Origin of the sequence: Agrobacterium sp. 22094, from assembly GCF_052046015.1 — a bacterium.
GTDB lineage: Bacteria > Pseudomonadota > Alphaproteobacteria > Rhizobiales > Rhizobiaceae > Agrobacterium > Agrobacterium cavarae.
On the sequence record NZ_JBQEPX010000001.1, the window covers coordinates 1167538 to 1193403 of the forward strand.

Consider the following 25866-nt stretch of genomic DNA (forward strand, 5'->3'; position numbering starts at 1 on the left):
TGCAGCCTTCGGTCGACTGATGAGCTAATCGGATCGATAAAATTCTATTCAAATTCCATTCAAATTCGAATCAAATAAGCCGTTGTTTTTGCTTAATTTAAGCTCGAATTTGAGCGCGCTTTTTTGCATGCGATCAAAGTGTCGCTGGCATTGTCCTCCTCACAACGGGGAGACAAGAAATGAAAAAACACAGCCGTTTGGGACTGATCATCGCAGCGCTGGCAATTGGCGCATTCGCCTCGCAGGCAGAAGCATCGCCAGGAGCAGCAATGCGCATCATCGGAAAGGCCAATCCTCCGATTGGGCATTACGAATTCTGCCAGACCTACCAGAGCGAATGCCAGCCAACCTCGGCCGATATGGGCCCGCTTCGGTTGACGGAAGAAACCTGGAAGATGATGCTGGACGTGAACTACACGGTCAACACCACCATCACTCCAGCGACCGATATGGAGATTTACGGCGTGGAGGAGCGCTGGGCCTATCCAACAACAGCAGGCGACTGTGAAGACTTCGTGCTCTTGAAGCGCAAGATGCTGATGAACAAAGGCATCTCTGCCTCCAACCTGTTGATCACCGTCGTGCTGCAGCCGAATGGCTCGGGCCATGCGGTGCTGACGGTGCGGACCGACCGCGGCGACCTTATTCTCGACAACCTCCGCAACAAGGTCATGGACTGGTCGGATACCGAATACACCTATCTCAAGCGCCAGGATTCGAACAATCCAGGCCGCTGGGTCAAGGTTCAGGATGGCCGCAACGTCAGCGCCGTCGCCGGGATCAAGAACTGATTGCAAGGGACTGAGCGCCGGAACGCCTCCCCGCAGCCCGGCGCAGTTCAAGAAGCAGAAATTGTGACGGCAGCGACGTTCGTTGCAAGTGCTTCCAAGGTTTAGGCAGGTCGCTCTACCCCGTGTCGATCCTGCCGCAGAACCGGTTCCGTTGCCCCCGGAGCCGGTTTTTCTATTTTGACATGTGCCGGCGCTTAAGAACTGCGAGGGTCGTGCTAAAGAAGTCCGAGTTCCGCAAGTTCCCGTCGGAGATCGGAGGGCATGTCGTCCGCAAGGCCTGAGCCGCCCAGATCGCGCGGGGCTTCCTCATCTTTAAGATAACGCCAGCCCTGGAAGGGACGCTTTGGCGCAGGCGAAGTCTCGATGACTTCCGGTCCCAAAACCAGATCACACCGCGTGATGCCATCGCCACCGGTAAAGGAGCGAATATCGAGAAGCTTTTGGCGCGCCTGTACCTGTCCCTTGATCACCCAATAGAGAGAGCCACCGTCGAGCAACTCTTCCATGCGCTTCGGGATCATGCGAGTAGTGTGGACGCTGTGCGGTTCCAGGCCAGCCGCCATAGCGGTTAGCGAACGTTGGGACACCCATTCGCGCAGATCGTCAATGGAATCCGCGCCGACGCAAAGCTTGATCAGATGTAGAGCCATGGCGCTATCAATGCCGTTTCGACGGACGCGTCAAGCGCCCGTCAAACAATAGCGCCATCAAATATCAACATTCCACGACATTGACGGCGAGGCCGCCGGTGGAGGTTTCCTTGTATTTCTCGCTCATGTCATTGCCGGTCTGGCGCATGGTTTCGATACAGGCGTCGAGCGGCACAAAATGTTCTCCATCCCCCTTCAACGCGAGCGAGGCAGCCGTCACGGCTTTCACTGCGCCAAGCGCGTTGCGTTCGATGCAGGGCACCTGCACCAGACCAGCAACCGGATCGCATGTCATGCCAAGATGGTGCTCAAGCGCGATCTCAGCAGCATTTTCCACCTGTGCGGGCGAGCCGCCCATCACCGCAGCAAGACCCGCCGCCGCCATAGCCGCCGCGGAGCCCACCTCCCCCTGACAGCCCACTTCTGCGCCGGAAATCGACGCATTGTGCTTGATGATCCCGCCGATCGCCGCTGCCGTCAGCAGGAAGTCACGAACGTCGTCGACCGAGGCATCCTCGTGGAAGTGGCGGAAATAGCGAACGGTGGCGGGCACGACACCTGCCGCTCCATTGGTCGGAGCGGTCACGACACGACCGCCGACTGCGTTTTCTTCGTTCACCGCCATGGCGTAAACGCTCAGCCAGTCGTTGGCGAGAACCGGGTTCAGCCGGTTGCTGCGCCATTCGGCGTTCAGTTTGTCGTGGATAGAGCGCGCGCGGCGGCGGACCTTGAGCCCGCCCGGCATGATGCCTTCGCCTTTCAGGCCGCGCTCGATACAGCCGTTCATGGCATCCCAGATTTGGTCAAGCCGGCTATTCAGCACATCGCGGCTCATAACCGTCTCTTCATTGGCGCGCTTCATCTGGGCAATGGTGCGGCCAGAGCGCGCTGCCATGTCCAACATCTCTTTTGCGGTGGCAAAGGGATAAGGCACCTTGGGACCGTTATCGACCGTCTTTCCGCGCTGGCGCATGGCGTCGAGTTCGGTGTCCGTGACAACGAAGCCGCCGCCGACGGAGTAATAGATGCGCTTCAAAAGCATCCTGCCCTGATTGTCATAGGCGGAGAAGGTCATGCCATTGGCGTGGCCGGGAAGCGGGTTCTTCTTGTCGAATACGAGATCTTCGTTCGGACGAAAGGCGTAGGACGGATGACCTGCCGGCTTCACAAGGCCCGTGAGCTCTACCTCAGCGATAATCCCGTCCATGGCATCCGGATCGACCTGATCCGGCTTCTCGCCCGTCAGGCCCAAGACAACAGCCTTGCCCGATCCATGGCCGATGCCCGTGAAGGCAAGCGAGCCGTGCAGGCTGACCTTGATGGCAGATACTGCTGCGCCTGAAGGCCTGGGCCAGTCATCCGACAGGATCAGTTCAAGAAAGCGGTTGGCAGCCGACATGGGTCCCATTGTGTGGGAGCTAGAAGGTCCGATGCCGATTTTGAACACGTCGAAGACGGAAAGAAACATTCTGGGGTGCCCTATGTATAGACCTATTGGTGCGACTCTATCGGAAGCGCACGGCACGAGCCATATCAAAAAGCGGCCAAAACTGTGTCGGTAGCGCTGTGGCAACGACAGCATCGACGCGAAATCGGGACCGATTTCGGGAAAGCGCGACGCGTGGAGTCTAGAACGATGAAGCGTCCTCTGTGCGTCCAAAGGAACACACGGCGCTCAAGCGGTATCGCCAGACGAAAACAACGCGGCTCTTGGGAGAGGCCGCGCTGTTTTGCGAAAAAACTTTTTAAAAAGTGAGATGCTTACGGTGTACCAAAAAGATAGGTCAATGCGAGAAAAGCAGCGAAGCCTGCAAGTGCGCGTAACGTAACACCCCAGCAGGATTTCTGAGCGGTTTCTTCCATGATGACTCCAGCGTGTTCACTCTTCGGGCGGCTCTTGCAGCGCGTCCCGTGGCGCAACCATTTATTAAAAATGTATGACGAACGCAAATGCAAAAAGAGGCTAAACCAAGGCGAATCCTGTGACCTGCCATACGTCCAGCGCATAGGTATATGAAAAAACAAACGCTTAAGAGACGATGGCCAGCGAGGTGCTGTCAGCTTTGTGACCTCAATTCGGACACGAGTGTAAATACTGCAAGACACGCCTTACTTTGGAAGCTGATCTGTCGTTGAAGAGGTGCTAGGCTTGGCGCACTGCACGAGGTCGCAAAGACCGCTTGAAAAGCATCTATCTCTGCACTACCGGAAGGACACTCAAGCAGAGCGGGGAATCATGCAGAGCGCGTCATCAGCCTTTCCAGACCGGGATACCGTGGCCTCGAAGATTTCGACGCTGAGCGCAGACGACCAGGCCTGGTTGCGACTTCTCTTAGAAAATCCACAGCAGGACGAAGCGCTGCTGGAAGGCCTTCTCGTCTTTTTAGACAAGGAATCTCAGTCGCGCTTTCTGAATGCTCTGAAGCTGGAAAAGTGCGGCAGATGGTTTGGTGACAATGCCCCTGCCCGCCTGCAGATCCGCCTCCACGAGGTTGCCAAGAGCAGCCAGCACCCCGCCTATAATGCGTTTAAAAGCGGGCTCGCCAAATCCGGCGGGCTTGAAAAAGCCTACCCCAAGTCACCTCTATAAGTCCGGTACCCGTTCCACGACAGCGATGATCGGCCCCATAGGGAAAAGACTATCGCGCCTGCCCGCCGCGGGAATATCGACGCTGGAGATCGTGCCATCCAGATAGAGAGCGTTATCGGTCTTCAATCTGTCGCGGAACAGCGTGGCGAAATCATAGAAGCGCACAGGGTCTTCCGAGATGACGAAATGAACGATGCCGTCGGATGAGACGCCGACGCCGTTTCGGCGTTTGAAACTGTCGCTGTCGGCAAGGAAGCGCGGATGGAGTTTTCCATCGATGACGAGCATCGGGCCTGATTGCGTGGCAAGATCGGGTTTGAGATTGGCATTCAGGTAAGCGCTGGTTTCGCGCACGCCGGCTTTGCCGTCGGCAATGAAGAAAACGCCATTCGGCTGCATGTGGAAATTACCCCAGCCCCCGGCAGTGCTGATCGGCGTCTTCTCGATCTTGTTGTCTATGTAGAGCCCGACTGGCGAGAGATCGCGGTGGTACATGCCGCCATTCATGGCGAAGACGATGAATTGATGCTGCCGCCACAGGGCCGACGACAATGCAGCAAAGCCGCCATAGGAGGCGCCCGTGACGTCGTCATGGCTAAAAAGCCGGATATCGGCTTTGCTCGGGTCAAAGCTGCAAACCGTATAAGCCGCGCCGGCGTGTTCCATTCTGAGACAGTAGGAAGGTAATTCACTACCGCGTACTTGTGTTGCGAAAAGCAATGACAAAAAATATATTACAAAGCGGCGCATATTTCCCCTTGGCGGAAGTAAAGAATCATCGTTTCTATTGGGTGGGCGCCGGTGCGCCGCATAAGCAAGATTCAAAAGATCTGAGACGAGGCCACCTTCTTTCCAGATGGACTTTCCGCCTGAATTGAGGCCGCAGCACTACGATCAAATAAGAAAACACGTTCCGTTTTATGAGAAAGCGGTTGTCGATTGCGGGCGATGATACGGCTCGAACACAAGATCAGGGGTTCAGACAGTGCCAGTCATTACATTTGCAAATACCAAAGGCGGAGCTGGAAAAACGACGGCTGCCGTCATCATTGCCAGCGAGCTTGCGCGACTGGGACACCGCGTCACGTTGCTGGATGCGGATCCGCAACAGTGGACGTCCAGGTGGTACGGGCTGACGAAAGCCCAGAAAAACCTTTCGGTCATTTCGGACGTGAGCGATGATACCATCGAAGGCCATATCAAGGGCAGCAAGAAGCGCGGCGGTTATGTTATCGTCGATCTTCCCGGCGGGCGGTCACCGCTTATGGCGAAGGCCATCGGTTTCGCCAACCACGTGCTTATTCCTGTTCAGGGCTGCGCCATGGATGCTGTGGGCGGCGCCGAAGTTCTCGGTCTTCTGAAGGACCTCGCCGATCGTTGTGACATCCATATTCCGCATTCGGTCATTCTGACGCGCATCAGCCCAATCATCACCACCCGCTCCATGCAGGCTGTGAAGTCTTTGCTGGCGGAGAAGATGGTGCACGTGATGGGAACGCCTTTGGTAGAACGTGCTGCCTATCGCGATATGTTCGTGACCGGCGGTGCCCCGCACATGATGGATCCCGAGCGCGTCAGCAACCTCGACAAGGCGTGTGAGAATGCGCAGGCGCTTGCTCTCGACGTCCTAAGCATCGTTCCTGCAAAGACCGCTGCGGCCAAATCCGCCAAGGCTGCGGGTGCAAAGGCCGTCGCTCCGAAGCCGGCTAAGAAAGCGGCCTAAAGTAAGTCGCGCAAGAGCGCGAAGCGGTCTTGCGATAACGACATGCGACAATACAGGAATCGAAAGCGTGAGGAGCGAATCTGAAAGATCGCGACACGCTTGAAAAGCCAGCTTGGTACTTGTTGAAAACATAAAAGCCGACGATTGCTCGTCGGCTTCATCATTTTCGTCAACCTAAGGCACGCGGCGGTGCCATGATCGTGTCAACGGCGCGCTGCGCGGTCCACGCTGCGTCCTGCATCCTGCGTTGCATCCACGGCATTCGCTGTGTCACGGCCGACGCCGCGAATTGTGTTGCCGCAAGAGCTAAGGCTAGCGACCGTAACGAGAATGGCAGCAACGGTTGCGAGTGCACGTGTCGTCATATTTCAAAACTCCCCTTGAGCCTGCACCTGCAGGCGTGATCCGTGACGCACGAAAAACGTCGCAAACTTGTTCAGGTTCCACACGTTTTCAAAAAAACGTGAGGGCGCAACCTATTTCACCCACGATCTGCACCGACCTGCGCGACATCGCGAAATGCATTGCGAATACTGTCTGCAACGGCCTGGATCGGACGGGACACCTTGTCGTTCATGATCAGGCGGATATCGAAACTGCCAAGCGGCGGCAGTCCCTCCTTCTCTCCAAGAATGACCATGTCGTTATGAACATAGGAGCGCGGAAGCGGCGCAATCGCCAGATCGGCTTCGATTGCCGCTCTTTGTGCCATCGTGTGACCGCTGAGATAGGCAACCCGGTACGGACGATTGCGCTTATCCAGCGCGTTGATCGCCTCCGAGCGCCAGATGCAGCCATCCTCCCAGATCGAGATCGGCAATGGCTCGCGCAAATGCGCGGTGCCGCATTTCGCACCCGCCCAGACCAGCCGTTCCCGCATTAAGACTTCGCCGGTATCGCGCAAGGGATGGGAGGCGCAATTGACCAGCGCCAGATCAAGCCGCTGCTCATCGATGCGCTTGTAGAGTTGCGAACTGGAGTCGATCGTGACGTCCACCATGATTGCAGGAAAAGCTTCCGCGAAGCGCTTGAGGATTCCGGGCAGCAATCCGCGCTGACCGAGATCATCTGGCGCACCCAGCTTCACGACGCCGGACAGCTCCGGCATGACGAAGCGAGACACGGCCTCGTTCGACAGCGCGATCATTCGTCTGGCATAGGTCAGCAGGGTCTCGCCATGTGCGGTGAGCGTCACTGAACGTGCATCACGCAGGAAGAGCGTCGTTTTCAACTGCTCTTCGAGTTTCTTGATCTGCATGGACACTGCGGAGGGCGTTCGAAAAACCGCCTCGGCAGCCGTCGAAAAATTCCCCGTCTCAGCGATCGCGACGAAAGTGCGGAGGATATCGTTATCGAGCAAGGGAAGAGGCTGGCGAAATGAAACAGTCATGACCGTGTCCGTCAATTTTTCTGAATGATAGATCGATATCATTTCGTTTGATTGAATGTCAAGTGACGTCCATTCTTCCTCACATGCAGAAACGATCGCACCTGCCATCGGAATAAAGCAACACAAAATGTCATGGATGCCATCACCGTCATTCGATTGATTGATGATTTTGGCAAGCGCATAGGTGTCGTGTCGCATTCACGACAGACGCTGAAACAAAAAGGAAGGAGCGTTAAAAATGACTATGATAATCGTGCATGAGGAGACCGGTAGCTGGCTTCGGCTACGCCCGCCATCCTGGATATCCCGCGTGGTCACCGCTGGGTTCGAGCTTCGTGCTTCCTGGCAACGCAGACGCAACCTGCGCATTCTCGAGAGCCTGCCCGCAGACACATTGAAGGACATTGGATGGCCTGCCAACGACACCATCCGCAAGTGACCCGATGCTGTAGACGCTGCGTCGAGATAAATGAGTAAATGGCTCGCCAGGATATTCCGGCGGGCCATTTTTTTGCGATGCGGAACAAACCACAGACAAGCCAGTTTCACTCGGTCACTTCATCAAGAGGAAACCCATGTCCAAGTTCGGCTCTAGCATTCAGCCCGGCGATTTCACGCGTCTGGGCGCCAATTTCGATGGCGACGGCGTAAATTTTGCAATCTTCAGCGCATGTGCACAACGGGTCGAACTTTGTCTTTTCGATGAGACGGGCAACACCGAAATCGAGCGCATCACTCTGCCTGAGTTCACCAACGAAATCTGGCACGGCTATGTTCCGGGACTGAAGCCCGGCGCCCTTTACGGATATCGCGTCCACGGCCCCTATGATCCGGAAAACGGCCACCGCTTCAACCCCAACAAGCTGCTGGTCGACCCTTACGCGCGCGAACTGGTGGGCGACATCCAATGGGGCCAGGAGCAGTTCGGCTACGACCTGAACAGCGAGGACAAGGATCTGTCCTATAACGAGGCCGACAGCGCCTCCAAGATGCCCAAGTGCCGCGTGATCGATCCCAAGGATTACGACTGGAGCGGTGACAAGCGCCCGAACATTCCGTGGTCGAAGACCATCTTCTACGAAACGCACGTCAAGGGCTTCACCAAGCTTCACCCTGCCCTGCCCGAGGAGCTCAAGGGCACCTATGAAGGGCTCGGCCACAAGGATGTCGTTTCCTACATCAAAAGCCTCGGCATCACGTCGATCGAGCTTCTTCCGATCCACTACTTCCCCGACGATTCGCATCTGCTCGACAAGGGGCTGAAGAACTTCTGGGGATACAACTCTCTTGCCTTCTTTGCACCGGCTTCGCGTTACTACGGCCCGCGTGCCATGGCAGGCTTCCGTGATATGGTGCGGGCCTTCCACGATGGCGGCATCGAAGTCATTCTCGACGTGGTCTATAACCACACGGCAGAAGGCAATGAGCTTGGACCGACCCTCTCCTTCAAGGGGATCGACAACTTCTCCTATTACCGCACCCTGCCCGATCAGCCCCGCTATTATATCAACGACACGGGAACGGGAAACACCGTCAATACCTCTCACCCGCGCGTGCTGCAGATGGTGACGGACTCGCTGCGCTACTGGGCCGAAGATATGCATGTCGACGGCTTCCGCTTCGACCTTGGCACTATTCTGGGTCGCGAGCCGGAAGGGTTCGATCAGCGAAGCGGTTTCTTCGATGCTGTCGGCCAGGATCCGGTGCTGTCTCGCCTGAAGCTCGTGGGTGAGCCCTGGGACATCGGCCCTGGCGGTTATCAGGTCGGCGGCTTCCCGCCCGGCTGGGCGGAATGGAACGACAAGTATCGCGACACGGTGCGCGAATACTGGAAGGATGAGGATGGCACGGCCGGCGATTTTGCCGCGCGCGTTCTTGGTTCCGGCGATGTCTACGATCTTCGCGGCCGCAAGACCTGGGCAAGTGTGAACTTCATCACTGCGCATGACGGCTTCACCCTGAACGACCTCGTCTCCTACAACGAGAAGCACAACGAGGCGAATGGCGAAGACAACAAGGACGGCCACAGCGACAATCGTAGCTTCAACTATGGCGTCGAAGGCCCGACGGATGACGAAGGCATCACCGCCGTTCGTGATCGCCAGAAGCGCAATTTCCTGGCCACCCTTCTGCTTTCTCACGGCACGCCGATGATCCTTGCCGGCGACGAGTTCGGCCGCAGCCAGATGGGCAACAATAACGGCTATTGCCAGGACAGCGATCTGAGTTGGGTGCACTGGGAAGGTCTGCCGGAAAGTGCCGAGACGTTGCGCGAGTTCACTCGCCGCCTGATCGAACTGAGGCAGACCCATTCCGTGCTTCGTCGCGACAGCTGGCATGACGGCACGCATGTGACCTGGCTGAACCCAGGCGGTGGAGAGCAGACGCCGGAACACTGGGCGGACGCGGGAAGCACATCGCTCGGCCTTAGGATGACCCGAGAAGGCGGCCCGGAAGGTGACGAATGGAATGATGTCCTCATTCTCTTCAATCCGCATGAGGGCGATGTCGAGTTCAAGCTTCCCGAAGTCGAGCACGGCTGGACGACGGAGCTGACCACAGCCGACCCAACCGTGACCGGCAACCAGATTGCCAATGCGCAGAACTATACGATGGAAGCCCGCAGCCTGGTCTTGCTGCGTGCCGCGTAATCATCGATCACAGCGTCTGATGTGAGAATGGAAGCCGGAGTGACCCTCCGGCTTTTTCTATACGGGTAGAACCGGCCGTTCGCCGACCGGCGCGGCACCTTTAAGGGTCAGCGTGCCGCGGCGCCGACGAGGCGCAAACCGCGACGCTTCTTCAACAGCTTTGCCTTGGCGGCGATAGTGGAGCGCACGGCAAACAGAATGTCGTCGAAATGATAGGGCTTGCTGAAGAAGCGGGCATCTGCCGGAAGGTCCAAGCTTTCAGATGCATGTCCCCCGGAGGTGACGACGACTGCAATGTGATGTTGAGACTTGTCTAGTGTCTCGACGAGATCAAGGCCGGACAAACCGCCCGGCATGTCGATATCCGTCACCACAGCAGCGATCTGCTCGTTCTTGCCGATCACACCCACGGCTTCCAGCACATTGGATGCTTCCAAAACGCGGTAGCCCTTCTCTTCCAGGGCATCCACAAGGGCAAATCGAATGATTGGTTCGTCTTCGACAACCAATACCGTCACGCCAGCTTCCTGCATACGCAATACTCCGCTTTAAGCCTTGACCGCCAGACACAAGAATTGGCGGTTCACGTGCTGTGGCACCCGATGGGTGGCGGTGGCTTCGACGTCCGCCATTCCATCTTTCCAACAGAACGCGCAATTCGGCGACATTGATGAGAGCATGCGGGACAAAATTGAAAACAATATTAATAAAATGCAAAATATCTCGAAACGGCATGTCGCAAATCAGATATTGCTGTTTGTCAAGCCGGTCTCACGGATTGTTTTTTTGACGTGGACGAACCCGCGTCGTATTTCTCCTTCAGGCCGTCGCATTCAGAACATACAGATGATAGTTTCCAAGCAAGAAATTGCTTTTCCGCAAAATGGGGCATGGCCGTCATGAGCAAAACTCCCAAGAAACGTTCAATCGTATTTTTTATGGTTCCTCAGTTCACCATGCTTCCGTTTACGGCGGCGGTGGAAACGTTGCGTATCGCCAACCGTATGCTCGGCTACGATGCCTATGAATGGCGCCTTGCTTCCATTGACGGCCTCAAGGTGACCTCCTCCAGCGGTATCGCGCTCGAGGCAAACACCTCTCTTGCTGAAGAGCGCAAATGCATCGGCGGCGAGAACCGCCCGAGCATGGTGCTGGTCTGTTCCGGGATCGACATCGATCAATATGTGAACAAGTCGGTCAATGCCTGGCTGCGTGAAGTCAACAATCGCGGCATTGCTGTCGGTAGTCTCTGTACGGGCGCACATGTGCTTGCCCAGGCGGGACTGCTGAATGGCAAGCGCTGTGCGATCCACTGGGAAAATCTCCCAGGTTTTTCCGAGGCTTTCCCGCAGGTCGAAGTCTATGCCGATCTCTACGAAGTGGACGGCAACATCTATACCTGTGCCGGCGGAACGGCTTCGCTCGACATGATGCTGAACCTGATCGGTCAGGATTTCGGCGAAAACCTCGTGAACCGCGTGTGCGAACAGCAGTTGACGGACCGTGTGCGCAATCCACACGATCGCCAGCGCCTGCCGCTCCGCGCCCGTCTTGGCGTGCAGAACGACAAGGTTCTCTCGATCATCGAGCTGATGGAAAGCAATCTCTCCGAGCCGCTCTCACTTCTCGATATTGCCGAAGGTGCCGACCTCTCCCGCAGGCAGGTGGAGCGACTGTTCCGCCAGGAAATGGGCCGATCACCCGCGCGCTACTATCTTGAGATCAGGCTGGACCGGGCGCGTCACCTTCTGGTGCAATCGGCCATGCCGGTCGTGGAAGTCGCGGTCGCCTGTGGCTTCGTCTCGGCCTCGCACTTTTCCAAGTGTTATCGCGAAATCTACAACCGCACGCCGCAACAGGAGCGAGCAGAGCGCAAACTCGTGATCAGCGCGTCGAGAATGCTGGCAGCCAGCCAGGGCAAAGCCGCACATTGAATTTGCCGTTAGCACGCGCCGCGCTACGTCAGCGCGGGCGTTGTCGGTCGCTTCCAAAATGTAAGACAGCCCAAATTATCGACCGCGTGTCGGGACCGGCAATCCATTGAAAGCTCGATGGTCGGGCCAACCCCGGCCATGATGCCTGAGAGCGCGTCAACCGTTCATCGCCCCGAAAAAAAGGCCCGCCGAAGCGAGCCTTTGTTCGTTATTTCGAGAAGATATCGAGGCCGCTACCCCACGGGCCGTGCGGTTTGTCGACGCCGTCGGTCCGCTCAAAGCCATGCGCGCCGAAGAAGTCGCGCTGCGCCTGAATGAGGTTGGCCGTGCCACGGCCGCGGCGGTAGGCGTCGAAATAACCGAGTGCGGAGGCAAGAGCCGGAACCGGCAGGCCAGACAGGATGGCGTGCGAAACGACATGGCGCAGCGGTGCGTCCGTGTCCTGAACCATCTTGGAGAAGGCAGGCGTCACGATCAGGTTTGCCACATGCGGATCCTTGGTGAAGGCCGAGGTGATTTCATCGAGGAACTGCGAGCGGATGATGCAACCAGCGCGCCAGATGCGGGCGATGGTGGGCATCGGCAGGTCCCAGTTGAACTCCTTGGAAGCCGCAGCCATCACGGCGAAGCCTTGCGCATAGGCGCCGATCTTTGCAGCAAGAAGTGCGTTTTCCAGATCGTCGATGAAGCCCTGCTTGTCCGCGGGAGCGGCAAGTGCCTTCGGAACGCCAAAGATCTTCTCAGCAGCTTCGCGCTCGTCCTTCTGCGACGAAAGAATACGGGCAGCGACGGCAGCTTCGATAGCCGTTGCCGCGACACCCATATTCTGTGCCTCGATAACGGACCACTTGCCAGTGCCCTTCTGACCTGCCTTGTCGAGGATCAGATCCACCATCGGCTTGCCGGTAACGGGATCGGCGGCGCGCAGCACCTTCTCGGTGATCTCGATCAGATAGGAATTCAGGCGGCCCTTGTTCCACGTGCCGAAGACATCGGCAATTTCCCCGGCGCTGAGCTTAAGACCGTCGCGCAAGATGCCGTAGATTTCGGCGATCATCTGCATATCGGCATATTCGATGCCGTTATGGATCGTCTTGACGAAGTGTCCCGCGCCATCATTGCCGAGCCAGGCAACGCAAGGGTCGTTATCATATTTGGCCGAGATCGATGTCAGCACCTTTTCGACGCGCTTCCAGCTCTCTTCGGTGCCGCCGACCATGATGGACGGACCATGGCGAGCGCCCTCTTCTCCGCCGGAAACACCCATGCCAATGAAGGTCAGGCCGCTGTCTTTCAGAGTGTCGAAACGACGGATCGTGTCACGGAAGTTGGCGTTGCCCGCATCGATCATGATGTCGCCGTTTTCCAGATAGGGCTTGAGAATTTCCATCTGCTGATCGACGGGATCGCCGGCCTTGATCATGATGATGATCGGGCGCGGCGGGCGAATGGCGGCAACGAAGTCTTCAATGGTTTCGCAAGGGATCATCTGTCCCTGCAGTTCGCCGGCGTCGGCGTAAAATTTCTTCGTCGCTTCCGGGGTTCGGTTGAAAACGGCAATCTTGTTGCCTTTTTCCGCGATGTTGAGCGCCAGGTTCGAGCCCATGACGCCAAGACCGATCAAACCGATTTCTGCCTGTTCCACGGATGTGTCTCCATTTTGCATCTGATGGCGCCTGTTTTGGCACTCCCGCCTTCAAACGGCAAGGTGAGACCCAATTGAAACGGTTAAATTTTGATGACAGCGGTCACCTTTGGCGTCGCCGTCCCCAAAACCGTCAAGCGGACGGTTTGTCGTCACCATCCTCCAGCGCCCGCCAGGCGGAGCCATCCATATCCTCATACTGACCGCTTTTCAGCGACCAGAGAAAGGCGAACAGACCGAGCGCACCGAGAAGCAACGCGACGGGTATGAGGAACACCAGCATGTTCATGCGATCTGCGCTCCAGTTGCCATCCCAATTTCGGCGGACCGCTGCTCAAGCTTCCGTGTCGCTTTCCGTTCGAAGCCACTGAGGCGAAGCGCGTTGGTGACCACGATGATCGAGGACGTAGACATGGCAATGGCTGCGATCATGGGCGTGGCGAGACCTGCGAGCGCAATCGGAACAGCGATGATGTTATAGCCAATCGCCAGCGCAAAATTCTGTCGGATGAGCCGCCCTGCCCGTCGCGAAATATCGACAGCAAAGGCCACGGACCTTAGATCCTCTCGCACGAAGACGAAGTCCGCGGCCTGGCGGCCAATGTCGGCTGCCGATGCCGGAGCAATGGACACATGGGCTGCGGCCAGCGCCGGGGCGTCGTTGATCCCGTCGCCCACCATCAGCACCTTGCGACCTTCGGCGGCAAGCTGCTCGCAGCGCCGCGCCTTGTCCACTGGGGTGAAGCCGCCGTTCCAGCTTTCGAGCCCGAGCTTGCCTGCCAACGCCTTGACGGCGGATGGTCTGTCTCCGGAGACGATCTCTGCGCTGAACCCGAAACCCTGCAAGGTTTTGATCGCCTGGCACGTGCCGGGCCTCGTCTGGTCCTCGAAGCGGAAGCAGGCAACTTCTTCACCCTCCAGTGACAACACCACCTCCGACGCGGTGTCTCCCTCGCTTCGCGGCGCCTCCGTCGGGCAGCAAAAGCGTCTGTTGCCCAGCCGGTAGATGCCTTTCTCTGTCCTCGCCTCCACGCCGCATCCGGGTATCTCGCTGACAGCATCGAACACTGGGAGCGCGCCGCGAACCGAGCCGTAGAGCGCTTGGGAAAGAGGGTGACGAGAATTGGCGGCAAGGCCTGCGGCAAGCAGCAAGGCATCTTCCGGCACATCCGCCATATCGAGCAGACGGGGCTCGCCGAGCGTCAATGTACCGGTCTTGTCGAAGAGCACAGTATCGGCCTCGGCAAGCCGCTCCGTTGCCGAGCCATCCTTGACCATGACACCGTTCTTGAACAGTTCCCCCGCTGCAACAACTTGTACGACGGGAACAGCAAGACCCAATGCACACGGGCAGGTGATGATCAGAACGGCAATTGCGATCAGCATCGCCTGTTTCCAGTCTCCGCCAAATATGCCCCAGGCAACGAAGGATATGAGCGCCAGGAGGTGAACCACAGGCGAATAGTACTGCGCAGCGCGATCTGCCAGGCGCCGGTAACGCGCCCTGCCCCCTTCGGCCGCTTCCATCAAGCCAATGATCTCCGCCAGGAAGGACTCACGCGCAAGCGCCGTTGCCCTGATGGTCAGTGGACCGGTGAGGTTTAGGGTACCCGCCTGAATACTCTCGCCTGGCTGGACAATGCGGGTGGCGCTCTCACCGTTGACGATGGACATGTCCAGGTCGCTGGTGCCCGCTATGATCACGCCATCCACCGGCACCCTTTCGCCCGCTGCAACAAGGATGGTATCTCCCGGAACCAACTCGGCAATTGCCCGGTATTCGCGCGCTCCACCGTTGAGGAGAACCATGGCACCGTGCGGTGACAGTCTGGCAAGACCGGCAACGGCTGACCGGGCGCGGTCGCGCATGACGTGATCGAGCGTGCGGCCGATCAGCAGAAAGAACAGCAGCGAGACGGTCGCATCGAACCAGGCATGGCTGCCGCTATGCATCGTTTCCCAAATCGAGACGGCATAGGACAGCGTGATTGCAAGGGCGATCGGCACATCCATGTTGGTTCGGCCGTGCTTCAGAGCGCGATAAGCAGACTGATAGAAGAACCGGCCACCATAGATCAGCGCAGGTGCCGCGATCAGGGCGGATATCCAGTGAAACATGTCGCGCGTGGAAGCATCCGCGCCGGACCAGACCGACACGGACAGCAGCATGATGTTCGCGGCTGCAAAACCCGTCAGACCGACCGCCCGGATCAACTGGTTCCTGAGTTCGTCGGAGGCTTCTTCGGCACTGGTAAAGAGATGGGTGTCGTATCCCGTCGAGGCGACTGCCTTGGCAAGGATGCCCGGATCGGTGCGAACGTCGGCGACTTCCTCCCGCCAAACGATGGATACTCGTTTCGAGGAGAGGTTGACGCGGGCGCGCTCAACCTCGGGCAGTCTTTTCAAACAGGTTTCGATCGTGGTGATGCAGGTGCCGCAATAGACGCCGGGCACCGAGAGATCGATCTGTCGTAACCCCTGCCCGAGATCACGACTGGCGAGCATCATCTCTTCCGACGACGGCAAAGCCTTTCTCAATCCCGCATGGTCGAGAGCACTTTCGGTGCCAGGCGCGCAGCAACTCATCTGACGCCCCCGGCGATATCGATGCGGGTGCCTTCATGAACGATGATCTTGCCATCCTTGACGGCGACGGCCTCGACGATCCAGTCTCCTGGTGCAAGCTGATGGTGGGCCGCAAACCCATTCACCGATTGTTTTTCCAGAACCAGAGAGAAATCCTGTTTCTCCCCAACCGGGCGGCGAAAATTGAGCGTCACGACATCGGTCTCGACAGGCCCCTGGATGGGGTGGGTCACCTCGTAAGCGATGGTATCGCCATCGAGCTTGAGCTTGCCGACGATGCCGCTTGCAGCCCGCGCCTTGGCGGCTTCCGCCTTGCCGTTGAACTGCTGGCTGGCAACATAGGTGTTTTGCACCACAAGCCCGCTCCAACTCGAAACCGCATTCCACGCCATGGTGACATTGACCGCAATCACGGTGCCGAAGAACAGCACCATGATGGTGAGCATGTGCCAGCCGGTGAAGACAAAACCTGGCTTTTCCTGTCGCTCGATCGTCATTTCTTTGCTCCCGGCCCATTGAAGACGGCCTTGTAGTGCGCGGTCTCTGAGTTTTCAGCGTCCGACGCGAGGAAGGTGAAATCGCTTGCTGTTTTGGTGGCACCGGCGGGCGTGGTGACGAAGAGCTTGAGGCTTGTGACTTCGTCGGGCTTGACCTTGATGTCGAAGCTTCGCGCAGGCTCATCGACCAGACCGTTGATCTTCATCACGGCGCCTGGCAACCCTTCCAGCGACAAGGTGATGGTGCGCGGCTGCGCGATCATGTTGAGAAGCCGGACGGTATATCCGTTGCGGATCGAGCCATCCGATTCCAGCACATATTGCGGATTGCGATCGTGAATGACGTTGACCGCAAGGCGCTCGCGGGTGGCCAGCGTCACCAGCATGACGACACCGACAAGGCACCAGACTGTCATGTAAAAGATCGTGCGCGGACGCAAAATGATCCGCCAATTGAAATGGCGTATGGCATTGACGAAGCTGCCATCGGGATTGCGGACTGCACTCGGCTGAATGACATGCGCGCCATTGCCTGTCGCCAGAGCCATGTTTGCATCGTATTCCTGAAGCGTGGCATAGGCGATCAGGCCGCGCGGCTTACCGACCTTGTCCATGACGCCATCGCAGGCGTCGATGCAAAGGGCGCAGGTGATGCACTCCATCTGCTGCCCGTCGCGGATATCGATGCCCATGGGACAGACGGCGACACAGGCATTGCAATCGACGCAGTCGCCCACCGGCTCACCTGCGGCAACCGCCTTTTTGGTGTGACGCGAGCGGGGTTCGCCGCGCCAGTCATTATAGGTCACCACCAGCGAATGCTCGTCCAGCATCGCGCCCTGGATGCGGGGCCAGGGGCACATATAGGTGCACACCTGCTCGCGCATCAGACCGCCAAAGACGTACGTCGTCGCCGTCAGGATCGCCACGGTGTAATAGGCGACCATCGGCGCCTCGCCCGTCACGAACTGCTTCAGCAGGGTTGGAGCATCGGCGAAGTAGAATATCCAGGCACCGCCCGTCATCACACCGATCGCCAGCCAGATGAGATGCTTGGAGACGCGCTTTCGCAGCTTGTCCAAGCTCCACGGCGCGGCGTCGAGCTTCATGCGCGCGTTTCGGTCGCCCTCGATGGCGCGCTCTACCACGAGGAAGAGATCGACCCATACCGTTTGAGGACAGGTATAGCCGCACCAGGCGCGGCCGATTGCTGACGTGATGAGGAAGAGGCCGAAACCTGCCATGACCAGAAGCCCGGCAACATAGTAGAATTCCTGCGGCCATATCTCGATGAAGAAGAAGTAGAAACGCCTGCTGGCGATATCGACGAGCACCGCCTGATCGGGCGCATAGGGACCACGGTCCCATCGGATCCAGGGTGTCAGATAGTATATGCCCAGCGTGATCAGCATCACGATCCATTTGAAACGACGAAACTGCCCCTCCGCCCGCTTCGGGAAAATCTTCTTGCGCGCCTCGTAAAGCGGCTTCCTGTTTTTCGCAGAATTGACCGGTTCGGCATTCAATCTCTCGACAGGCTCGGAGCCATTGCCGAGGTCGCGGGCGGTATAAAGGTTCATGATCGCAAGGTCCGTTTCTGTCCTTGCGTTTTGACATCTTGGGGGTTCATCATCCTTGACTTAGGTCAAGTCGGGACAATGTGGCGCAGGCGCTGCGGACGGGAGAAGAATGATGGCAACGATGATCTCGAGGATCGCGCACCTGGCAATCGATCGGCCATGGCAGGAGGTCTACGCCTTTGCTTCAGATCCCAACAGGATGCCGCGCTGGGCGGCGGGTCTGGCAAGTGGATTGCGGCAGGATGATGTGGACTGGATCGCTTCAGGGCCACTCGGAGACGTCCGCGTGCGCTTTGCTGAGCCGAATGATTTTGGCGTCGTCGACCACGTGGTGACGCTGCCCGATGGGATGCAAGTCTACAATGCGCTTCGGGTGACACCGAATGGTGACGGGGCGGAAATCGCCTTCACCGTTCTACGACTGCCGGGCATGACGGAAGAGGATCACGACCGGGATGCCGCCGCCGTGTTGGCGGATCTGAAGACTTTGAAGGGCCTTCTGGAGCATCAATGAAAAGGGCCGCACGACGCGGCCCCTATTGCCCTTTAAGTCGCCCTATTCACCGCCACCCAGCGAGTGGACGAAGAGCGCCAGTTGCTTGACTGTGGTATCTCCCAGACGCTCGCCCCAGGCGGGCATGACACCATGCTTGGGTGCCCGGATCTGGGCGACGACGCCCTCTTCGCCGTGTGCCTTCAGCCAGATTGCGTCAGCGAGGTTTGGAGCGCCCATATCGCGGTTGCCCCTGGCATCTTCACCGTGACACGAGGCGCAGTTGTCGGCGAATATCTGCTTGCCCGCATCAATCATGGCCGGATCATGCGGCGTTCCTGTCAGGCTGACAACATAGGCCGCGACGGCACGGATTTCATCGCTCTTCAGCACATCGGCAAAAGCCGGCATTTCCGACACGCGCGTTTCCGGATCCTCGGTGAAGCGTATGCCGTGGGTGATGGTCGTGTAGACATCCTCCGCCTTACCGCCCCACAGCCAGTCATCATCGTTGAGGTTGGGATAGCCGTTGCCGCCCTCAGCACCAGAGCCGTGGCACTGGATGCAGTTGACCTTGAAGGCCGCAGCACCACCGGCAACGGCAAACTGCATGAGTTCGCTGTCGGCCTGGATATCCTCCAGTGACAAGGATGCGATCTTGTCGAGGTAGGCGTTCTGGCCTGCCTTGGCATTGGCCATCTCGGTTGCCACAGTGGCGCGGCTGCTCCAGCCGAGAACGCCACGCGTCGCACCGCTGATCAGTGGCCACGCTGGAAAGGCAATCGTGTAGCCGATGGCCCAGATGATGGTGGCGTAGAACGTCCACACCCACCAGCGGGGCATGGGGTTGTTCAGCTCTCGAATGCCATCCCACTCGTGGCCGGTGGTTTCGACGCCGCTGATCTGGTCTATGTGTTTGTCCGACATGGTATCAATCCTCCTTGAGAGGAATCTTGGCGGCGTCGCTGGCGGCCTTTCCGCCACCGGGACGCAAGGTGAAAAGGACGACGCAGAGGAAGAAGAGCGTCATGACGAGCAGGCCCCAGCTATCGGCGAAGTGGCGCATGGCGGTGTAGGTTTCCATCTCGTGCTCCTCCTATCGGTAACCGGCCGCGTCGTCATAGGTCGAAAAATCGACCAACGTGCCGAGCATCTGCAAATAGGCAACCAGCGCGTCCATTTCGGTCAGCTTCGCCGGATCGCCGTCGAAATCTCCGATCTTTGCCTTGGGATAACGCGCCTCCAGGGCCGTCGTGTCGGCGTTCGGATCTGCCTGCGCCTTCATGTCGGCCTCAGCGTTCTGCAGCATGTCGTCGCTATAGGGCACGCCGACGGCTCGGTTGGCTTTCAGCTCCATCGCCACATTCGTCACCTGCAGGGGGGTCGTCTTCAGGAAGGCATAGCTTGGCATGACCGATTCCGGCACGACGGAGCGCGGCGCGCTCAAATGCTGGACATGCCATTCGTTCGAATAGCGATCCCCCACACGCGCGAGATCCGGTCCGGTTCTTTTCGATCCCCACTGGAACGGATGGTCGTACATGCTTTCCGCCGCAAGGCTGTAATGGCCGTAGCGCTCCACCTCATCGCGGAAGGGGCGGATCATCTGGCTGTGGCAGACATAGCATCCTTCGCGGATGTAGATGTTACGCCCCATAAGCTCCAGCGGCGAGTAAGGCCGCATGCCCTCTACCTTCTCGATCGTATTTTCGAGGTAGAAGAGCGGCGCGATCTCCACGATGCCGCCAATCGAGACGACCGCCAGCGATCCGACGAGAAGCAAGGTGGCGTTGCGCTCGATAATGCCGTGTTTGTCCAGAATAGACATGATCGATCTCCTTACTCGGCCGGTTGCAGCTTGGGCGCTGCAGCCTTGCCGGTATTCTCTTCGCGCATATGGCCGAGAATGGTTCTGGTGATGTTGTAGGCCATGACGATTGCGCCACTGAGGAACAGCAGGCCGCCCATTGCGCGCAGCAGATAGTATGGGAACATGGCAGCGACGGTTTCGGCGAAGGAATAGACGAGGAAACCCTGCGCATCATACTCACGCCACATCAGGCCCTGCTGGATGCCGGCAACCCACATGGAAGCGGCGTAGACGACGATACCGAGCGTGGCGAGCCAGAAGTGCCAGTTGACCAGCGCCAGGCTGTAGAGCCGTTCGCGATGCCACAGCTTCGGGACGAGGAAATAGACCGCGCCGAAGGTGATCATGCCGTTCCATCCAAGCGCACCTGAATGCACGTGGCCGATGGTCCAGTCCGTATAGTGGCTGAGGGAATTGACGGCCTTGATCGACATCATCGGCCCTTCGAAGGTCGCCATGCCGTAGAAGGCAACGGCCATGATCATCATGCGCAGGATCGGGTCGGTGCGCAGCTTGTCCCATGCGCCAGAGAGCGTCATCAGACCGTTGATCATGCCGCCCCATGAGGGCATCCAAAGCATGATCGAAAACACCATGCCAAGCGTCTGTGCCCAGTCGGGAAGCGCTGTGTAATGCAGGTGGTGCGGACCAGCCCAGATATACATGAAGATCAGCGCCCAGAAGTGGATGATCGACAGGCGGTAGGAATAGACCGGGCGGTTCACCTGCTTGGGGATGAAGTAATACATCATCCCTAAGAAGCCGGCGGTCAGGAAGAAGCCGACGGCATTGTGGCCATACCACCATTGCGTCAACGCGTCCTGGACGCCCGAGAAGACCGAATAGCTCTTCACGCCAAGGAACGATACCGGCACCGCCAGATTGTTGACGATGTGGAGCATCGCGATGGTAACGATGAAGGAAAGGTAGAACCAGTTCGCCACATAGATATGCGGCTCCTTGCGCACGAAAATAGTGCCAAGGAAGGTAATCAGATAGGCCACCCAGACGATGGTGAGCCAGATATCGACATACCATTCAGGCTCGGCATATTCCCTGCCCTGCATGATGCCGAGCAGGTAACCGGTCGCTGCCATGACGATGAAGAGATTGTAGCCCCAGAAGACGAACCAGCCGAGATCGCCGCCGAACAGTCTGGCGCGACAGGTGCGCTGCACCACGTAAAAGGAGGTTGCGATCAGCGCATTGCCACCAAAGGCAAAGATGACGGCGGAGGTATGTAGCGGACGGACGCGGCCGAAATTGAACCATGGCTGGATGTTCAAATCCGGATAGGCAAGTTGAAGCGCAACGATGACGCCCACAAGAAAACCGACCACACCCCAGAAGACCGTGGCGATCACCCCATAGCGGATCACGTCATCGAAATACTCGGTCTTCCTGCGTGCCTGGACTGCCGGATCGACAGGCGCGAAGGAAACGCGGCGCAGCATCACGACTGTGCCGACCAGGAGCACGAAGAACAGCACCCACATATGGGCGGCGAAAAGATTGTCGTGAGCGAAGGCCGCCCCGAGCAAAGCGAGAAAGGCCCCTGCGGCCACCATCGCTATTCCTAAAGTAGAGTTCATTGTTGGCTTCCCCCAACGTCACATCAGATATGACGCGGAGCGAAGGAACCGGAATCACAGCGGCAAACATGCTTTCGCGTCGTCTGCAGCTTTGCCACCCGCAACGGCAAGCGACCTTGATCCAAATCAAGACTTGGGCCCTAAAGGACGGCGCGAGGTCGCCCGATCAGCGAGCGATAGCGGGCGGCGGGAAGCTCAGGAGCGCGGCCTTGTAGTTCTCGATGACGAAGCTGATCGCGGTCCCATCCGGCTTTGTAAGAACGGCTTCATTGGTGATCAGAGTTTGAGGGATATCCAGTGCGGCGCTGTGGCCGGGCGCGATTGCCTGTCCCATTTCCCAATGCTCTGGAAGAGGCTGCCAGATCAGCCGGGAGGACACGGTGTGGCGCTGGAAATGAAGCGGTAGCACGACCTTGCCGAAGGGCGTATCCGTGGTGTCCAGCGTCTGATTCATGTCCGTCGTCAACCGATCCGGCACATACCAGTTATCCGCTTCCGAAAGCACCAGATCGCCGCATTTCAGCATAACGTGCCGGTAGCCGAGCGGGTCGGAGGCGGAAACGTTCAATTGGTGGCGCACCTCATCCGGCGCTGTCTTGGTGTCCTTAAGGCGGACCGCCGAGATTTTCGCGGGTTCGGCGAGCTTATGGTCGGCGCACCAGTGCTCCAGCGTCAACGTCGCGCTGTCCTGGCTGAGCAGCTGAACGCTCAGATCCTGCACGGTGGCCAGCGCCGCGAGACGGCCGACAGGCGTGTCCGGCCAACTCGCTTGCGCGGCAAGGGCTTTCCCGGAGATGGAGATGGCTAGGGCGCAGAGAAGGGCTTTGAAGGCGGAGGATGACATGTACTGCTGGCTCCGTATTGATTTGATTGGGTAAAATCGCATCAAGCAGTCGGCATCAAAACGATGCAGACGCAGCAAATCACGATGCCTCTGTGGCGGATTTGTGGGAGGCTGAGAGGGATACCACAGCATAGGCCCGAAAACAGAACTCGATTTTCGGATCAGCACGACGCTTAGATTTAAAGAGTTGGAGGGCCGCGCTGCGAAGCAAACCAATGGCGCGCGATGGGCGACCTACCCTTTCATCTTCAAAGGCAAGCCGGCAGCGATGAAATAAACCTCCGAGGCAACGGCAGCGATCCTTTGATGCAGCCGGCCAGCGTGATCCCGAAAGTCTCGAGCCATGCGATTCTCGGGCACGATGCCGAGGCCTACCTCGTTCGAAACGAACACGATCTTCGCTTTGGCTTTTGCCACATGTTCAACGAGTGGAGGAAAAGCTGCTTCAACGTCCCGCCCCTCTTCCATCATCAGGTTCGTGACCCAAAGGGTCAAGCAATCAACGAGGATGGTGTTGGACGCGTCATCCAGTCGTTCCAGCGTGTCGACCAGATGCACCGGTTCCTCATGCGTGATCCATTGATCCCCGCGCTGAAGACGATGGTTGGCGATACGAGATTTCATTTCCTCATCCCAGGCGCGGCCCGTTGCCACGTAATGAGCGACACCCTCAGACGATAGCACCAGCCGTTCAGCAAAAGCGGACTTGCCCGAGCGTGCGCCGCCAAGCACCAGGACGGCACGAGATATGTCGCTCATTCAGAACCTGCAGGGAGAAAAATTGAGAGCGATCCGACCGCCAGTTCGGACTGTGCCGAAAGCCTTGAGGCGCCAGACATGAAAAGAGAACGATTCGTAGATATGGAGGCGTTCTCCCGGTCGATCATGCTGGATCGTCGCGGTAACCGTCATAAAAGACTGATGCCCGTCCGCGCTGCGCGGTCAAGTCGACATCGGCTCTCATGGGGAAAGCGTCGGATCGCTGAAATGAAGGTAAGATGCGATGCGGCTCTTGTCAAATTTCGAGAGAGGAAAAAGCCGCTGAAGACACGCTTTCCGCTCTCGGAATGAAGGGAAACAAGAAGAAGAGGCCCGGTACTCAATACCCGCTCCGGAGCCCCGCCGATCTGTCTAATGGTATAAGCTTACCGGATGGTTAGCGCGGGCTAAAATGGATTGGATTTTTCCGCCAGCATGTCTCGATTGCCTTGCAATGATTTCTTGGTATGACAACCTTCGAAAACACGCCAGGTCGTTGCCTGGCGGAAAAGGCGAGAAGCGGATTACGGGCGGGACCGACATGACGATAATGGACTACATCGCGTTCGTCATATTCCTGGTTCTGTGGGTGTCCTACGCCTATATCACGACCGCACGATCGCCCTTTGGCAGAACCAGCCTTAATCGAGCCATGGCCGACCGCCGCAGACGGTGGATCTACAACTCTCTTTCGCGCGATCTGAAGATGATCGATACGCAGATCATGGCAGGCCTTCAAAATGGCACGGCCTTCTTCGCATCGACCTCCATCTTCGCGATCGGCGGGTGCTTCGCGCTCCTCGGCGCCACCGACCGGGTCGAATCGGTGTTTCGCGACATGCCATTCGTCTACTATGGCGGACGAACCGCTTTCGAGTTGAAGGTTATCGGGCTGACCTGTCTTTTCGGCTATGCCTTCTTCAAGTTCGGCTGGTCGTACCGGCTGTTCAACTATTGCACCATTCTCTTCGGTGGAATGCCGATGATGCATGAGGCAAATGCGGATAGAAAAGCGGCCGAGCGCGCGGCGGAAAACGTCATCCGCATGAATGTCATTGCAGCGAAGAATTTCAATGATGGCCTCAGGACCTTTTTCCTGTCGATCGGTTATCTTGGCTGGTTCATCAACGCCTATGTCTTCATCGTCATGACCGTCATCATCATCGTCGCGCTGTTGAGACGTCAATTCTACTCGGAAGCGCGTCTCGCCATCATGGACGATCATTAATCGCCTGTCATGAAATCGCCCCACTTTGCGGGCGAAGCGCAGGCAAAGCCCCCCTCACCGTTGCGAAGGAAATCACAGAATGAATGAGGCAACCGCAACGGTTACCAAGTCCGGCCGTATCGGCTTTCTCGACACATGGCGCGGCATCGCGCTCATCGCCATGGCGAGTTACCACTTCACCTGGGATCTTGCGATGTTCGGCTATATCCCGCCGGAAACGCCGACCGAGGGTTTGTGGCGTCTCTATGCGCGGGCGATTGCCAGTTCGTTTCTGTTTCTCGCAGGTTTCAGCCTGTTCCTGGCCCATCGAAAGGGCATAAACTGGCCGGCCTTCGGCAAGCGGTTTGCGATGGTCGCGGGTGCAGCGTTACTGATCTCGGTTGCGACATTCTTTGCCGTTCCGGGTGGCTGGATCTTCTTCGGCATTCTCCACAATATTGCCGTCGCGAGCCTGATCGGTCTCATATTTCTGCGCTTGCCTGCGGTCGTGACGTTTGCCGTCGCTGTTCTCGCCTTCCTCTCGCCGATCTATTTCTCCTCGGACGCCTTCAACTCGATCTGGCTGTCCTGGATCGGATTTGCCACAGCACCTCCCCGCTCCAACGACTATGTGCCGGTGTTACCGTTCCTTGCGCCGTTTCTCGCCGGTCTTGGTGTCGCGCAAATCGCCGTGCCGCGCGGGTGGCTGGATCGGTATCGCAAGCCTAGCGGCAATCGCAACCTGCTTGCCTTCTTCGGCCGCCACAGCCTGTCCTTCTACCTCATTCACCAGCCGGTGCTGATCGCGCTGGTCTATCTGGGATCGATCACTTTCCCGCCGCCGCCGGTGGATCAGGTCGAGGCTTACAAGAAGAGCTGCGAAGCGAGCTGCATGCAGACCCAAAACAACCTTGATCTCTGCCAAAGCTTTTGTGGCTGCACCTTGGAGAAACTGCACAGCGAGAACGTCTTCGACGCGATGATGGCAAATACAGCCAGTATCGAGCAGCAGAGCAAGATCAGGGATGTCGCAGCCCAGTGCTCGGCGGAGGTTCAATAATCCG

General features: G+C 57.9%; 27 protein-coding genes. 10 read left to right on the forward strand and 17 right to left on the reverse strand.

All coding sequences use genetic code 11. The features are described 5' to 3' along the window. The first annotated feature begins 179 nt into the window (after window positions 1–179). Window positions 180–791 carry a transglutaminase-like cysteine peptidase gene (locus ACTJK5_RS05560; protein ID WP_440611974.1) on the forward strand — a complete coding sequence of 204 codons (612 nt, stop codon included), beginning with the start codon at window positions 180–182 and terminating at the stop codon, window positions 789–791. A gap of 215 nt (window positions 792–1006) precedes the next feature. Here ACTJK5_RS05560 and ACTJK5_RS05565 read toward each other — a convergent pair whose 3' ends face one another. Both ACTJK5_RS05565 and ACTJK5_RS05570 read right to left on the reverse strand, forming a co-directional pair. Continuing rightward, window positions 1007–1441 carry a DUF1489 family protein gene (locus ACTJK5_RS05565; protein WP_112358390.1) on the reverse strand — a complete coding sequence of 145 codons (435 nt, stop codon included), beginning with the start codon at window positions 1439–1441 and terminating at the stop codon, window positions 1007–1009. A gap of 64 nt (window positions 1442–1505) precedes the next feature. After that, entirely contained in the window at window positions 1506–2909 is a 1404-nt protein-coding gene (locus ACTJK5_RS05570) for an L-serine ammonia-lyase (RefSeq protein WP_112358392.1), read from the reverse strand. A 768-nt stretch (window positions 2910–3677) separates the two neighbouring features. Between ACTJK5_RS05570 and ACTJK5_RS05575 the strand changes: the two genes are divergently transcribed. Then, complete coding sequence (locus ACTJK5_RS05575) at window positions 3678–4031, forward strand: hypothetical protein (RefSeq protein ID WP_112358394.1); 354 nt, start codon at window positions 3678–3680, stop codon at window positions 4029–4031. On the opposite strand, the gene ACTJK5_RS05580 is transcribed toward ACTJK5_RS05575, so the two are convergent. Next, window positions 4026–4781 carry a phosphodiester glycosidase family protein gene (locus ACTJK5_RS05580; RefSeq protein WP_112358396.1) on the reverse strand — a complete coding sequence of 252 codons (756 nt, stop codon included), beginning with the start codon at window positions 4779–4781 and terminating at the stop codon, window positions 4026–4028. The two genes, ACTJK5_RS05575 and ACTJK5_RS05580, sit on opposite strands and share 6 nt — an antisense overlap. A gap of 235 nt (window positions 4782–5016) precedes the next feature. Here ACTJK5_RS05580 and ACTJK5_RS05585 point away from each other — a divergent pair, with 235 nt between their 5' ends. Next, the gene (locus tag ACTJK5_RS05585; RefSeq protein WP_112358397.1) at window positions 5017–5754 is read left to right on the forward strand and encodes a ParA family protein; all 738 of its coding nucleotides are present in this window, start codon (window positions 5017–5019) and stop codon (window positions 5752–5754) included. Between the two features lie 203 nt (window positions 5755–5957). Here ACTJK5_RS05585 and ACTJK5_RS05590 read toward each other — a convergent pair whose 3' ends face one another. Together ACTJK5_RS05590 and ACTJK5_RS05595 are read right to left on the reverse strand one after the other, a co-directional pair. After that, window positions 5958–6119, reverse strand: coding sequence for an entericidin A/B family lipoprotein (locus ACTJK5_RS05590; RefSeq protein ID WP_062425379.1), 162 nt, complete (start codon window positions 6117–6119; stop codon window positions 5958–5960). Between the two features lie 116 nt (window positions 6120–6235). Beyond that, window positions 6236–7186 carry a LysR family transcriptional regulator gene (locus tag ACTJK5_RS05595; protein ID WP_440611975.1) on the reverse strand — a complete coding sequence of 317 codons (951 nt, stop codon included), beginning with the start codon at window positions 7184–7186 and terminating at the stop codon, window positions 6236–6238. A 196-nt stretch (window positions 7187–7382) separates the two neighbouring features. Between ACTJK5_RS05595 and ACTJK5_RS05600 the strand changes: the two genes are divergently transcribed. Then, window positions 7383–7583: a hypothetical protein gene (locus ACTJK5_RS05600; RefSeq protein WP_062598358.1), complete on the forward strand. Its 201-nt coding sequence runs from the start codon at window positions 7383–7385 to the stop codon at window positions 7581–7583. Between the two features lie 136 nt (window positions 7584–7719). Continuing rightward, window positions 7720–9795 (forward strand): glycogen debranching protein GlgX, encoded by a 2076-nt coding sequence (glgX, locus tag ACTJK5_RS05605; RefSeq protein WP_062437558.1) that lies wholly within the window; start codon window positions 7720–7722, stop codon window positions 9793–9795. A gap of 107 nt (window positions 9796–9902) precedes the next feature. On the opposite strand, the gene ACTJK5_RS05610 is transcribed toward glgX, so the two are convergent. Next, window positions 9903–10313 (reverse strand): response regulator, encoded by a 411-nt coding sequence (locus ACTJK5_RS05610; RefSeq protein WP_245495348.1) that lies wholly within the window; start codon window positions 10311–10313, stop codon window positions 9903–9905. A 94-nt stretch (window positions 10314–10407) separates the two neighbouring features. Between ACTJK5_RS05610 and ACTJK5_RS05615 the strand changes: the two genes are divergently transcribed. Together ACTJK5_RS05615 and ACTJK5_RS05620 are read left to right on the forward strand one after the other, a co-directional pair. Further along, complete coding sequence (locus ACTJK5_RS05615; protein WP_440611976.1) at window positions 10408–10698, forward strand: hypothetical protein; 291 nt, start codon at window positions 10408–10410, stop codon at window positions 10696–10698. After that, window positions 10695–11729, forward strand: coding sequence for a GlxA family transcriptional regulator (locus tag ACTJK5_RS05620; RefSeq protein WP_062426109.1), 1035 nt, complete (start codon window positions 10695–10697; stop codon window positions 11727–11729). Before ACTJK5_RS05615 ends, ACTJK5_RS05620 begins: the two co-directional genes overlap by 4 nt. A 208-nt stretch (window positions 11730–11937) precedes the next feature. Here ACTJK5_RS05620 and gndA read toward each other — a convergent pair whose 3' ends face one another. The 5 genes from gndA to ccoG form a co-directional block, all read right to left on the reverse strand. Then, entirely contained in the window at window positions 11938–13374 is a 1437-nt protein-coding gene (gene gndA / locus ACTJK5_RS05625; RefSeq protein WP_440611977.1) for an NADP-dependent phosphogluconate dehydrogenase, read from the reverse strand. A gap of 133 nt (window positions 13375–13507) precedes the next feature. Next, window positions 13508–13663: a cbb3-type cytochrome oxidase assembly protein CcoS gene (gene ccoS, locus ACTJK5_RS05630; protein ID WP_062437559.1), complete on the reverse strand. Its 156-nt coding sequence runs from the start codon at window positions 13661–13663 to the stop codon at window positions 13508–13510. Continuing rightward, the gene (locus ACTJK5_RS05635) at window positions 13660–15960 is read right to left on the reverse strand and encodes a cation-translocating P-type ATPase (RefSeq protein WP_440611978.1); all 2301 of its coding nucleotides are present in this window, start codon (window positions 15958–15960) and stop codon (window positions 13660–13662) included. Before ACTJK5_RS05635 ends, ccoS begins: the two co-directional genes overlap by 4 nt. Beyond that, window positions 15957–16457: a FixH family protein gene (locus ACTJK5_RS05640; protein WP_440611979.1), complete on the reverse strand. Its 501-nt coding sequence runs from the start codon at window positions 16455–16457 to the stop codon at window positions 15957–15959. The genes ACTJK5_RS05635 and ACTJK5_RS05640 overlap by 4 nt, the downstream gene beginning before the upstream one ends. Beyond that, window positions 16454–18037: a cytochrome c oxidase accessory protein CcoG gene (gene ccoG, locus ACTJK5_RS05645; protein ID WP_440611980.1), complete on the reverse strand. Its 1584-nt coding sequence runs from the start codon at window positions 18035–18037 to the stop codon at window positions 16454–16456. The genes ACTJK5_RS05640 and ccoG overlap by 4 nt, the downstream gene beginning before the upstream one ends. A gap of 112 nt (window positions 18038–18149) precedes the next feature. Here ccoG and ACTJK5_RS05650 point away from each other — a divergent pair, with 112 nt between their 5' ends. After that, a complete protein-coding gene (locus tag ACTJK5_RS05650; protein WP_313556373.1) occupies window positions 18150–18551 on the forward strand; it encodes an SRPBCC family protein in 402 nt (133 codons plus the stop codon). Between the two features lie 42 nt (window positions 18552–18593). Here the strand turns inward: ACTJK5_RS05650 and ccoP are convergent, their stop codons facing one another. The 6 genes from ccoP to cobU all read right to left on the reverse strand — a co-directional run bounded on the left by ccoP (window position 18594) and on the right by cobU (window position 23595). Next, window positions 18594–19457: a cytochrome-c oxidase, cbb3-type subunit III gene (gene ccoP / locus ACTJK5_RS05655; RefSeq protein WP_112519076.1), complete on the reverse strand. Its 864-nt coding sequence runs from the start codon at window positions 19455–19457 to the stop codon at window positions 18594–18596. A gap of 4 nt (window positions 19458–19461) precedes the next feature. Next, window positions 19462–19614, reverse strand: coding sequence for a CcoQ/FixQ family Cbb3-type cytochrome c oxidase assembly chaperone (locus tag ACTJK5_RS05660; protein WP_062425388.1), 153 nt, complete (start codon window positions 19612–19614; stop codon window positions 19462–19464). 12 nt (window positions 19615–19626) lie between these two features. Beyond that, entirely contained in the window at window positions 19627–20358 is a 732-nt protein-coding gene (gene ccoO, locus ACTJK5_RS05665; RefSeq protein WP_112519075.1) for a cytochrome-c oxidase, cbb3-type subunit II, read from the reverse strand. A gap of 11 nt (window positions 20359–20369) precedes the next feature. Next, window positions 20370–21992, reverse strand: coding sequence for a cytochrome-c oxidase, cbb3-type subunit I (gene ccoN / locus ACTJK5_RS05670; RefSeq protein ID WP_440611981.1), 1623 nt, complete (start codon window positions 21990–21992; stop codon window positions 20370–20372). Between the two features lie 166 nt (window positions 21993–22158). Then, on the reverse strand, window positions 22159–22836 hold the full coding sequence (locus tag ACTJK5_RS05675; protein WP_113260649.1) for a hypothetical protein: 678 nt from the start codon (window positions 22834–22836) through the stop codon (window positions 22159–22161). Between the two features lie 234 nt (window positions 22837–23070). Next, window positions 23071–23595, reverse strand: coding sequence for a bifunctional adenosylcobinamide kinase/adenosylcobinamide-phosphate guanylyltransferase (gene cobU / locus ACTJK5_RS05680; RefSeq protein ID WP_113260650.1), 525 nt, complete (start codon window positions 23593–23595; stop codon window positions 23071–23073). A 541-nt stretch (window positions 23596–24136) separates the two neighbouring features. On the opposite strand from cobU, the gene ACTJK5_RS05685 reads away from it, so the two are divergent. Then, on the forward strand, window positions 24137–24823 hold the full coding sequence (locus tag ACTJK5_RS05685) for a DUF599 domain-containing protein (protein WP_113260651.1): 687 nt from the start codon (window positions 24137–24139) through the stop codon (window positions 24821–24823). 79 nt (window positions 24824–24902) lie between these two features. Further along, entirely contained in the window at window positions 24903–25862 is a 960-nt protein-coding gene (locus tag ACTJK5_RS05690; RefSeq protein WP_116493696.1) for a heparan-alpha-glucosaminide N-acetyltransferase, read from the forward strand. Window positions 25863–25866: the final 4 nt, after the last annotated feature.

Coding starts and splice junctions, on each gene's coding strand:
- ACTJK5_RS05640 (WP_440611979.1), bottom strand. CDS start 16,457: ATGACGATCGAGCGACAGGAAAAGCCAGGTTTTGTCTTCACCGGCTGG.
- ACTJK5_RS05580 (WP_112358396.1), bottom strand. CDS start 4,781: ATGCGCCGCTTTGTAATATATTTTTTGTCATTGCTTTTCGCAACACAA.
- ACTJK5_RS05590 (WP_062425379.1), bottom strand. CDS start 6,119: ATGACGACACGTGCACTCGCAACCGTTGCTGCCATTCTCGTTACGGTC.
- ccoO (WP_112519075.1), bottom strand. CDS start 20,358: ATGTCTATTCTGGACAAACACGGCATTATCGAGCGCAACGCCACCTTG.
- ACTJK5_RS05675 (WP_113260649.1), bottom strand. CDS start 22,836: ATGTCATCCTCCGCCTTCAAAGCCCTTCTCTGCGCCCTAGCCATCTCC.
- ccoN (WP_440611981.1), bottom strand. CDS start 21,992: ATGAACTCTACTTTAGGAATAGCGATGGTGGCCGCAGGGGCCTTTCTC.
- ACTJK5_RS05635 (WP_440611978.1), bottom strand. CDS start 15,960: ATGAGTTGCTGCGCGCCTGGCACCGAAAGTGCTCTCGACCATGCGGGA.
- ccoS (WP_062437559.1), bottom strand. CDS start 13,663: ATGAACATGCTGGTGTTCCTCATACCCGTCGCGTTGCTTCTCGGTGCG.
- ACTJK5_RS05575 (WP_112358394.1), top strand. CDS start 3,678: ATGCAGAGCGCGTCATCAGCCTTTCCAGACCGGGATACCGTGGCCTCG.
- ACTJK5_RS05565 (WP_112358390.1), bottom strand. CDS start 1,441: ATGGCTCTACATCTGATCAAGCTTTGCGTCGGCGCGGATTCCATTGAC.
- ACTJK5_RS05560 (WP_440611974.1), top strand. CDS start 180: ATGAAAAAACACAGCCGTTTGGGACTGATCATCGCAGCGCTGGCAATT.
- ACTJK5_RS05660 (WP_062425388.1), bottom strand. CDS start 19,614: ATGGAAACCTACACCGCCATGCGCCACTTCGCCGATAGCTGGGGCCTG.
- ccoG (WP_440611980.1), bottom strand. CDS start 18,037: ATGAACCTTTATACCGCCCGCGACCTCGGCAATGGCTCCGAGCCTGTC.
- ACTJK5_RS05595 (WP_440611975.1), bottom strand. CDS start 7,186: ATGATATCGATCTATCATTCAGAAAAATTGACGGACACGGTCATGACT.
- ACTJK5_RS05685 (WP_113260651.1), top strand. CDS start 24,137: ATGACGATAATGGACTACATCGCGTTCGTCATATTCCTGGTTCTGTGG.
- ACTJK5_RS05600 (WP_062598358.1), top strand. CDS start 7,383: ATGACTATGATAATCGTGCATGAGGAGACCGGTAGCTGGCTTCGGCTA.
- ccoP (WP_112519076.1), bottom strand. CDS start 19,457: ATGTCGGACAAACACATAGACCAGATCAGCGGCGTCGAAACCACCGGC.
- ACTJK5_RS05650 (WP_313556373.1), top strand. CDS start 18,150: ATGGCAACGATGATCTCGAGGATCGCGCACCTGGCAATCGATCGGCCA.
- glgX (WP_062437558.1), top strand. CDS start 7,720: ATGTCCAAGTTCGGCTCTAGCATTCAGCCCGGCGATTTCACGCGTCTG.
- ACTJK5_RS05620 (WP_062426109.1), top strand. CDS start 10,695: ATGAGCAAAACTCCCAAGAAACGTTCAATCGTATTTTTTATGGTTCCT.
- cobU (WP_113260650.1), bottom strand. CDS start 23,595: ATGAGCGACATATCTCGTGCCGTCCTGGTGCTTGGCGGCGCACGCTCG.
- ACTJK5_RS05570 (WP_112358392.1), bottom strand. CDS start 2,909: ATGTTTCTTTCCGTCTTCGACGTGTTCAAAATCGGCATCGGACCTTCT.
- ACTJK5_RS05690 (WP_116493696.1), top strand. CDS start 24,903: ATGAATGAGGCAACCGCAACGGTTACCAAGTCCGGCCGTATCGGCTTT.